Source organism: Siccirubricoccus soli, assembly GCF_024178315.1.
In the GTDB taxonomy this organism is placed as follows: Bacteria; Pseudomonadota; Alphaproteobacteria; order Acetobacterales; family Acetobacteraceae; genus Siccirubricoccus; species Siccirubricoccus soli.
In genome coordinates, this window is record NZ_JAMZIK010000202.1 from 1 (window position 1) to 7,875 (window position 7,875).

Sequence of the window (7,875 nt, forward strand, 5' to 3'; positions counted from 1 at the left end):
GAGGCACCGCCCCGGGGCGCAGCGTCGCTATCGGCTGAGCGCGCCGCCGGCCGCGCGGCATGCCTGCCATGGCGACGCCAGGGGCGTGCGGCCCTGCCCGGAAGGCTGGGGGATCAGGCCGTGATGCCGCCATCCACCCGCAGCACCTGGCCGGTGATGTAGGAGGCGGCAGGGGAGGCGAGGAAGGCGATGGCCGCCGCCACCTCCTCCGTCCGGCCGTAGCGGCCGAGCGGGATGTGGCGGCAGCGTTCCGCCTTCGCTTCCGGGTTCAACGCGGCATGCGCGCCGGCATCCTTCTCCGTATAGCCGGGCGAGACCGCGTTCACCGTGATGCCCGGCGCCCATTCGATGGCGAGTGCGCGGACCAGCGCCTCCATCCCCGCCTTGGCCGCGGCGGAGGCGGCGAAGACCGGGTGCTCCATGCGGAAGACATGCGCGACGAAGGAGGAGACGGCGACGAGCCGTGGATCCTGCCCCTTCGCCAGATGCGGCTGCGCGGCGCGGGCCAGGCGCAGCAGGGCGAAGGCGATGGCGTCATGGCTGGCGGCGAAGGCGGCGTCGCTCAGCGCCGCCACCGGCGTGCGGTCGGCGAAGCCGGCATTGGAGATGAGGACATCGAGCCCGCCCAGCGCCGCCGCGGCCTCCGCCACCACCTGGCCGGGCGCCCCGGCCTCGGCCAGGTCGCCAAGCAGGATATGCACCTCGGCGCCGCGGGTGCGGAGCTCCGTGGCCAGCGCCTCCAGCCCGGCGCGGTTCTTCCGCGTGTGCAGGGCAAGGGCGGCGCCGGGCGCCGCCAACAGCCGGCCGCAGGCGGCGCCGATGCCACTCGCCGCGCCGGTGATGAGATAACGCCGTGCCGCCATTCGCCCTGCCTCCGTCCTCGGGCCGCGATCATGCCCGGGCGCTTCACGGTGGCAAGGGCGGTGGCGGATATGCCAGCCTGCCGGCGCGGCCATGCCGCGCAAGAACGACCAAGAACGCTCGGGAGGAATGCCATGAAGACGCTTTCGCGCCGGACCCTCTTCGGAGGGCTCGGCTGCCTCGCCTGCGGCGCTGCGCATCTCGGCCTGACCGCCACCCCGGTGCAGGCGCAAGGCTGGACGCCGCCGGATTCGTCCCAGCGCTGCCCCAGCCGCTGGGGGCCGAATGACCGTCGCGGCGCGATGAACCTGATGACGCCGGAGCGGGCGAAGCGCGCCGCCGCCCTGATCCGCACCGGGGAGATCGTGGAGCTGGGACAGACCCTGTCGGAGGCCATGCCCTTCTTCGGCACGCGGCGCTTCGACGTCCATCTGAAGCAGACCTTCATGAACCCGCAGGCCAATCGCCGCGGCTCCAACGAGGAGCTGGTGGTGGCGGAGATCGGCCAGGTGGGCACCCAGCTCGACATGTTCCCGCACCAGACGATCGGCGATGAGACCTACAATTGCGTCAAGGTGCCGGGCATCATGAGCCGCGGCGGCTTCACCGAAATGGGCGTGGACACGGTGGGCACCATCTTCACCCGCGGCATCCTGCTGGACATCGCGGCGCTGAAGGGCGTGCCGGTGCTGGGCGACGACTACGAGATCACCGTCGCCGACCTGGAACAGGCACAGCAGCGGCAGAACCTGCGCATCGAGGAAGGGGATGCGGTGCTGTTCCACACCGGCTGGGGCACGCTCTGGGCGCGGGACAATGCACGCTATGTGCGGAGCTGCCCCGGCATCGGCGTGGCGGCGGCGGAATACGTCATCCAGCGCAACCCGATCCTGATGGGGGCGGACAATTGGCCGGTGGAGTGCGCGCCGTCCAAGACCATGCCGCAGGCCTCGCTGCCGGTGCACCAGATCGCGCTGGTGATCAACGGCGTGCATCTGCTGGAGAACATGAAGCTGGACCAGCTCGCGGCGCGGCAGCCGGGCCCCTTCGCGCTGATGGTGCAGCCGCTGAAGGTGAAGGGCGGCACGGGCAGCACGGTGGCGCCGAGTGCGCTGTTCTGAGGAGGGCTCTGCCCTCCTCAGGCTCCTCCCGCCAAAGGCCGAAGGGCCTTTGGAAACCTTGAGTTCAGACCCGACGGTTGAACCGGCAAACTCATGGGTTCAAAGGGCCTTTCGGCCCTTTGCGGGGTGAGCTCGAGAGGGGCGGCGCCCCTCTCGACGCCCTGAGGACGGCCCCCTACCCTTCGCAAGCTTGTGGGAGGGAGAAGAGGCGCATGCTCACGGTGCTGGAGCCGGAAGGGCTCTATCCGGACACGCAGATCGAGCAGGAGATCCTGGGGCCTGGCGTCCGCGTCATCCGCGGCAACGCCAGATCCAGCCTGGCCGAGCTGCCGGACGAGATGCTGGCCGAGGTGGATGGGCTGATGACGCTGCGCATGTGGGTGCCGGCGGAGCAGATCGCGCGCTTCCCCAAGCTGAAGGTCGTGGTGCGGATGGGCGTCGGCTATGACCGCGTCGATCGCGTCGCCTGCGCCGCGCGCGGCATCCTGGTGGCGAACCTGCCGGATTACGGCACGCAGGAGGTGGCGGAATTCGCCGTGCTGCTGGCCGTCGCGCTGCGCCGCGGGCTGACCCTGTACCATGATACGCAGCGCGGGCCGAACCCGGCGCCCTGGGCGGTGATGCCCTCCGCCATCGTGCGGCGGCAGGAGGTGCAGAGTTTCGGCATTATCGGCCTCGGCCGCATCGGCAGCGCCGCGGCGCTGCGCGCCAAGGCCTTCGGCTACCGCGTGGTGTTCTACGACCCTTACCAGCCGAATGGCTGGGACCGCGCCCTCGGCATCCAGCGTGCCCGCACGCTGGAGGAGCTGCTGGCGCAATCCGACGTGCTCTCCATCCATTGTCCGCTGACGCGGCACACGCGCGGGCTGGTGGGGGAGCGGGAGCTGCGGCTGCTGCCGAAGGATGCCGTGGTGGTGAACACGGCGCGCGGCCCGATCCTCGATATCGATGCGCTGGCGCGCTGCCTGAAGGACGGCCACCTGGCCGGCGCCGGGCTCGACGTGATTCCGGTGGAGCCGCCGGTGGAGCCGGTGCCGGAGCTGCTGCGCGCCTACCGCGCGCAGGAGGAATGGCTGCGCGGGCGCCTCATCATCACGCCGCACATCGCCTTCCATTCGCCGGAGGCGTGGCGGGACATCCGGGTGAAGGGCGTGGAGACGATGCGCGACGTGCTGGTGGAGGGGAAGCGCACCAACGTCATCCCGCCGGAGAGCGATTGATCCGTCCCGCTGGCGGCGCCGCGCCCGGCGAGGGTGCCGCGCATCGGGCGCGATTGCTGTCGGCCGCGTGATCGAACTGCAAGGCCGCTGGTGCGATGGAACGGCACCGCAACCGGAGACCGAAGATGCGCCTGCTGCTGATCTCCACACTCTTGCTGACCGGGCTTGCCGCCTGCGAGCGGGAAGGCCCGGCCGAGCGCGCCGGCCGCAACCTGGACCGCGCCGGGGAGCGGGTGCGCGACACCGTGGACCCGCCGCGCGGCCCGGTGGAGCGGCTGGGCCGCAGCGTGGACCGGGCGGTGAACTGACCGCGACGGCATACCGCCCGCTCCTCCTCGCAGAGGGCGGGCGGCACCGTAGCCCAGGCTGGCGAAGGCGGTGGCGCTCAGGCCCGGCAGGCCGGGTCCGGCACCTTGCGCTTGGCCAGCAACTCGCGGATCGCCTCCGTGGCCAGGGTCGGGCTGAAGGGCTTGGCGAGGAAGCGCGCGCCGCCCACGGTCTGCGCTTCCGGCACGCCGGCGTAGCGGCCGGAGGCGTAGATCACCGGCAACTCCGGCCGCACCTGCCGCACCGCGCGCGCCAGGGCGAAGCCGTCCTCGCCGCCCGGCAGGTTGATGTCGGTCAGCAGCGCGGAGATATCCATTCGCTTGCTGATCAATTGCATCGCCTCATGCGCATCCGCCGCGTCCAATACGTCGAACCCGTCATCACTCAGCGCATCGACCAAGGTCAGACGCACCAGCACATCGTCCTCTACCACCAACAATACCGGCAACTTCTTGCGCATGGCCTCGTGTCCCTACCCTGAAGCACAATCCTGCAGCGGGCTTGCCGTTGCGGCGGCCGGGCGTGACGAGTGCGTGACGCAGCGGTCACCTGGCGCCTGTGGGTTTCGTGCAAGCCGCGGCGGCGCAAGGCCTGGGATCCTGTGTCGCATGACGCGAGGCAGGTGCTGCGCGGATTGAGGCGGGACGCGGCCCTGCTGCACGCATCGCCTTTCTGGATCCCATCATGTCGCGCGGAGCACTTTCTGCGCGATCACGTGCAGGGCATGTCGCCCTGCATCACCCTCGATCGATGGTGACGGGGGTCACGCTCGGGGCGTGGCGACGGGGATTACGCTCGGGGCGTGACGATGGGCATCACGCTTGGGGCGTGACGATGGGCATCACGCTTGGGGTGTGGCGATGGGCATTACGCTCGGGGCGTGGCAACGGGACCGCGCCCGGGGCAGGGCAACAGGCGGCGCGCCCGCCGGAACGGGCGCCGCCGCCGCGGTCAGGGCGCCTCGGCCACTTCCAGCAGGGCTTCGCCGCTGCGGCGGATGCGGGCCATCTCCGTCGGGGAGCAGCCGGCATCGGGCAGCACCTGCGAGCCCGGGGCGGTGACTTCCAGCTTCGCGCGCACGCGGCACATGACGCGGCGGGTGGAGGCGGCCGAGCCGCCATGCCAGCGGCGCAGCGCCTCCGCCCAGCTTCCCGTTTCCGTGTACCAGCGGCGGATCAGCCCGCCCGCCCAATCGGCGGAGCGGACCGGGTCCAGCGGCCAGTCCGCGCCGCGGGCATGGACGCGGGCATTCACCTGCACGCAGCCGGCCATGATGGAGCGGCCGGGTGCGGCGCCGAGCATCAGCGCCCGGGCGGTGGCGAAATCGCGCGGGAAGTAGGAGCGGCCGCCAATGTTCAGCGCATGCGCGTGCAGCCCGCTCTCCGACAGAGCGATGGCGACCAGCAGGCCATGCGGCAGGCCGTGCACCTCCTCCGCCCGGCGGGCGGCGGCGAGGCAGGCGGCCTGGGGGCTGCGGGCGGGCGGCGCCGGCAGGGCCGCGGGCAGCAATTCCTGCGGCGCATCCGGCAGGCGGGGCGCGCGGGCGAGATGGAGCCGGGCCTCGGCCTGCGGGCGCACCTCTCCCCCAACCGCGCCGCGTTCTGCGGCGATGCTCTCGGCCAGGGCCGTCCCCATGGGCAGGACCAGCGACGAGACCAGCAGCACTGCCATCCAGGCAGGCCGGGTACGCCGTGCCGCGGGGGCGGCTCTGGCTCCTTGCCCTGGGGTGAGGGCGCCCCGCGCACCGCGCGGGAACGCCGCTGAGGGTAGCCGGGAGAAACCCCCCGGCGTGCCGTTCGCGGACGTCATGCCGTTCCCGTTAGCCTGCTTTGAAAAAAACAGCAACCTCCGGTGAACGGAGGGCGGCGGCGCGGCCGGGCCGGCGGCGGGGCAACCCAGGATTGCCGGGCCGAAATGGAATACAAAGTGGAGGAAGAGTTAAGGAGTGCCACGGCATTGCTTGCGGTCTTCCATCCGCGTTCTTGTCCGCCGCCGCTTCGTCCTGGCGCGCGGGCGGCGGAAAAGCGGCAGGAAAGCGGCAGGATTGGCGGCGCGAAAGGGGGTGGCGGGGCGGCGCCGGGCGGCCCAATGTGGGGCCCAATCGCCGCCGGACCATTGCCATGCGCCGCCTGCCTCGCCGCGCTCTTTCCACCGCCTGCCTTGCCCTTGCCGTGCCGGCCCGCGCCCAGGGGCGTGGGGAGGAGGGGGGCTACCCGGCCGCGCCCGTCACCCTGGTGGCGCCCTTCGCCGCCGGGGGCGCGGCGGACCTGGCCGCCCGCACCCTGGCCCGCTTCGCGCCGCGCCACCTGCCCAACCCGGGGGCCGGCATGGTGGTGGAGAACCGCGCCGGGGCTTCCGGCGCGCTGGGCACGCAGCATGTGGCGCGCGCCGCGCCGGACGGGCAGACGCTGCTGCTGGCGCGGGTTTCCGCCGCCGCCATCCTGCCGGCGCTGGACCCGCGCACGCCCTATGCCTGGGACGGGTTCACCATGCTCGGCCTGCTGGACGAGAACCCCTTCGTCGTCTGCGTGCGGGCCGATGCGCCCTGGCGGAGCTTCGCCACGCTGCTGGCCGCGCTGCGCGAGCAGCCGGGCGGGCTGAGCTTCGCCACCACCGGGCCGGCGACGCTGCTCGACCTCGGCGTGCGGCACATCTTCGCCACGGCCGGGCTGCCGCTGGATGCCGGGGTGGCGAAGCCCTATCGCGGCGGCGGGGAGGCGGTGGCGGCGCTGGTGGCGGGGGAGGTGGATTTCCTCGGCAACAACCTCTCCGACACGATCGGGGCGATTCGCGGCGGGCAGTTGCGGGCGCTGGTGGTGGGGCTGCGGCGGGAGCGGCACGCGCTGCTGCCGCAGGTGCCGAGCGCGCGGGAGGTGGAGTTCGAGGCGCTGGCCGAGGTCACCGGCTGGAATGCGCTCTATGCCCCGCCGGGGCTGGCGGCGCCGGCGCAGGCGGCCTGGGTGGCGGCCATCGCGGCGCTGCGCGGCGATGCGGGCTGGATGGCGGCGACCCGCGCCGTGGGCAGCTATCCGCGGCTGCTGCCGCCGGAGGAGACGCGGGACTATGTCCGGGCGCAGGTGGCATTGTACCACGATCTCGGGCGGAGGCTGGGGCTTATCTGATCCCCATGACGTCGCTGGCGCGACGCCATGGGCCCCCGGAGGCGCCGAATGAGCGAGGCCTCGCGCAGCACACCGGGCGGCCGGGTTCGGGGCGGAGCTTTGCACGATCTCTGGGCGTGGGTCTGGGGCTTCCGCGAGGGGCGGGCGTGACAGGTTCTTGCCAAGCCGGATGGACCGCGTAGCCTTGGCGCGAACGGAGACCTGCGCCATGGACGGAACCCCCAGGATCGAGCTCGGCAAGGAGGCCGCGCTGACGGCGCGCTACGGCGCGGCGGCAGTGCCCCCGGCCGGGCCGTGGAACGCCATCATCGGCCATCTGCTCAGCCACCGCTCCATCCGCGGCTTCAAGCCGGACCCGCTGCCGGAGGGCACGCTGGAGACGCTGATCGCAGCCGGGCAATCTGCCGCCACCTCCTCCAACCTGCAGACCTGGTCCGTGGTGGTGGTGGACGACCCCGCCAAGCGCGCCGTGCTGGCGGAGGTGGCGGGCGGGCAGAAGCACATCCTGCAATGCCCGCTCTTCCTCGTCTTCCTGGCCGATACCTCGCGCAACGAGCGTCTCGGGATCGCGGCCGGGCATCCGCTGGAGGGGCTGCCCTTCCTCGAGACCTTCCTCGTCGCCGCCATCGATGCCGCGCTGGCGGCGCAGAATGCGGTGGTGGCGGCGGAGGCGCTCGGCCTCGGCACCGTCTATATCGGCGCGCTGCGCAATGACGTGGTGCGGGTGGCGGAGACGCTGGGCCTGCCGCCGGGCGCCGTCGGCGTGTTCGGCCTCTGCGTCGGCTACGTGGCGCAGGAGGCGGAGATCAAGCCGCGCCTGGCGCAGGGCGCCATCGTGCACCGCGAGGTCTATGACGCCTCGGGCGAGCCGGCGCATCGCGCCGCCTATGACGCGCTGCTCGGCGCCTATTCGCGGCGCAACGAGATGAGCGCGGATACCTGGACGCAGCGCGTCGTCAGCCGCAACGGCACGGTGAAGTCGCTGCGCGGGCGCGACCTGCTGAAATCCGCGCTGCGGACGCTGGGCTTCCCGCTGCGCTGATCCCCACGACGTTGCTGCGCAACGCCGCGGGGGCCCCGGGAAGGCGCTGGGCTACCGGCGTTGCGCAAGCCTGCCGCGGCGAAGCCGCGGCTGGGCAACGGGCGGTCCGGTTCGCAGTGGGCGCCGGCTGGGCAGCGATGCGGCGGTCCTGACGCGCCGCCGCCGAAGCGTGCCGCCCGGTG

Annotated in this window: 8 protein-coding genes; 5 read left to right on the plus strand and 3 right to left on the minus strand. The window is 72.5% G+C overall.

Annotation, left to right across the window (positions count from 1 at the left end):
• Nucleotides 1–113: 113 nt before the first annotated feature.
• On the minus strand, nucleotides 114–863 hold the full coding sequence (locus tag NJ376_RS25650) for an SDR family NAD(P)-dependent oxidoreductase (RefSeq protein ID WP_252956212.1): 750 nt from the start codon (nucleotides 861–863) through the stop codon (nucleotides 114–116).
• Between the two features lie 132 nt (nucleotides 864–995).
• Between NJ376_RS25650 and NJ376_RS25655 the strand changes: the two genes are divergently transcribed.
• The 3 genes from NJ376_RS25655 to NJ376_RS25665 all read left to right on the plus strand — a co-directional run bounded on the left by NJ376_RS25655 (nucleotide 996) and on the right by NJ376_RS25665 (nucleotide 3,510).
• On the plus strand, nucleotides 996–1,982 hold the full coding sequence (locus NJ376_RS25655; RefSeq protein WP_252956213.1) for a cyclase family protein: 987 nt from the start codon (nucleotides 996–998) through the stop codon (nucleotides 1,980–1,982).
• 212 nt (nucleotides 1,983–2,194) lie between these two features.
• The gene (locus tag NJ376_RS25660; RefSeq protein ID WP_252956214.1) at nucleotides 2,195–3,202 is read left to right on the plus strand and encodes a C-terminal binding protein; all 1,008 of its coding nucleotides are present in this window, start codon (nucleotides 2,195–2,197) and stop codon (nucleotides 3,200–3,202) included.
• Nucleotides 3,203–3,327: 125 nt separating this feature from the next.
• Entirely contained in the window at nucleotides 3,328–3,510 is a 183-nt protein-coding gene (locus tag NJ376_RS25665; protein ID WP_252956215.1) for a hypothetical protein, read from the plus strand.
• Nucleotides 3,511–3,587: 77 nt separating this feature from the next.
• Here NJ376_RS25665 and NJ376_RS25670 read toward each other — a convergent pair whose 3' ends face one another.
• Nucleotides 3,588–3,989 carry a response regulator gene (locus NJ376_RS25670; RefSeq protein ID WP_252956216.1) on the minus strand — a complete coding sequence of 134 codons (402 nt, stop codon included), beginning with the start codon at nucleotides 3,987–3,989 and terminating at the stop codon, nucleotides 3,588–3,590.
• 491 nt (nucleotides 3,990–4,480) lie between these two features.
• Nucleotides 4,481–5,200 carry a transglycosylase gene (locus NJ376_RS25675; RefSeq protein WP_252956217.1) on the minus strand — a complete coding sequence of 240 codons (720 nt, stop codon included), beginning with the start codon at nucleotides 5,198–5,200 and terminating at the stop codon, nucleotides 4,481–4,483.
• Nucleotides 5,201–5,649: 449 nt separating this feature from the next.
• On the opposite strand from NJ376_RS25675, the gene NJ376_RS25680 reads away from it, so the two are divergent.
• Together NJ376_RS25680 and NJ376_RS25685 are read left to right on the plus strand one after the other, a co-directional pair.
• Nucleotides 5,650–6,651, plus strand: a complete 1,002-nt coding sequence (locus tag NJ376_RS25680; RefSeq protein WP_252956218.1) for a Bug family tripartite tricarboxylate transporter substrate binding protein — start codon at nucleotides 5,650–5,652, stop codon at nucleotides 6,649–6,651.
• Between the two features lie 208 nt (nucleotides 6,652–6,859).
• Nucleotides 6,860–7,693: an NADPH-dependent oxidoreductase gene (locus NJ376_RS25685; RefSeq protein ID WP_252956219.1), complete on the plus strand. Its 834-nt coding sequence runs from the start codon at nucleotides 6,860–6,862 to the stop codon at nucleotides 7,691–7,693.
• Nucleotides 7,694–7,875: the final 182 nt, after the last annotated feature.

Coding starts and splice junctions, on each gene's coding strand:
- NJ376_RS25650 (WP_252956212.1), bottom strand. CDS start 863: ATGGCGGCACGGCGTTATCTCATCACCGGCGCGGCGAGTGGCATCGGC.
- NJ376_RS25655 (WP_252956213.1), top strand. CDS start 996: ATGAAGACGCTTTCGCGCCGGACCCTCTTCGGAGGGCTCGGCTGCCTC.
- NJ376_RS25660 (WP_252956214.1), top strand. CDS start 2,195: ATGCTCACGGTGCTGGAGCCGGAAGGGCTCTATCCGGACACGCAGATC.
- NJ376_RS25665 (WP_252956215.1), top strand. CDS start 3,328: ATGCGCCTGCTGCTGATCTCCACACTCTTGCTGACCGGGCTTGCCGCC.
- NJ376_RS25670 (WP_252956216.1), bottom strand. CDS start 3,989: ATGCGCAAGAAGTTGCCGGTATTGTTGGTGGTAGAGGACGATGTGCTG.
- NJ376_RS25675 (WP_252956217.1), bottom strand. CDS start 5,200: ATGGCAGTGCTGCTGGTCTCGTCGCTGGTCCTGCCCATGGGGACGGCC.
- NJ376_RS25680 (WP_252956218.1), top strand. CDS start 5,650: ATGCGCCGCCTGCCTCGCCGCGCTCTTTCCACCGCCTGCCTTGCCCTT.
- NJ376_RS25685 (WP_252956219.1), top strand. CDS start 6,860: ATGGACGGAACCCCCAGGATCGAGCTCGGCAAGGAGGCCGCGCTGACG.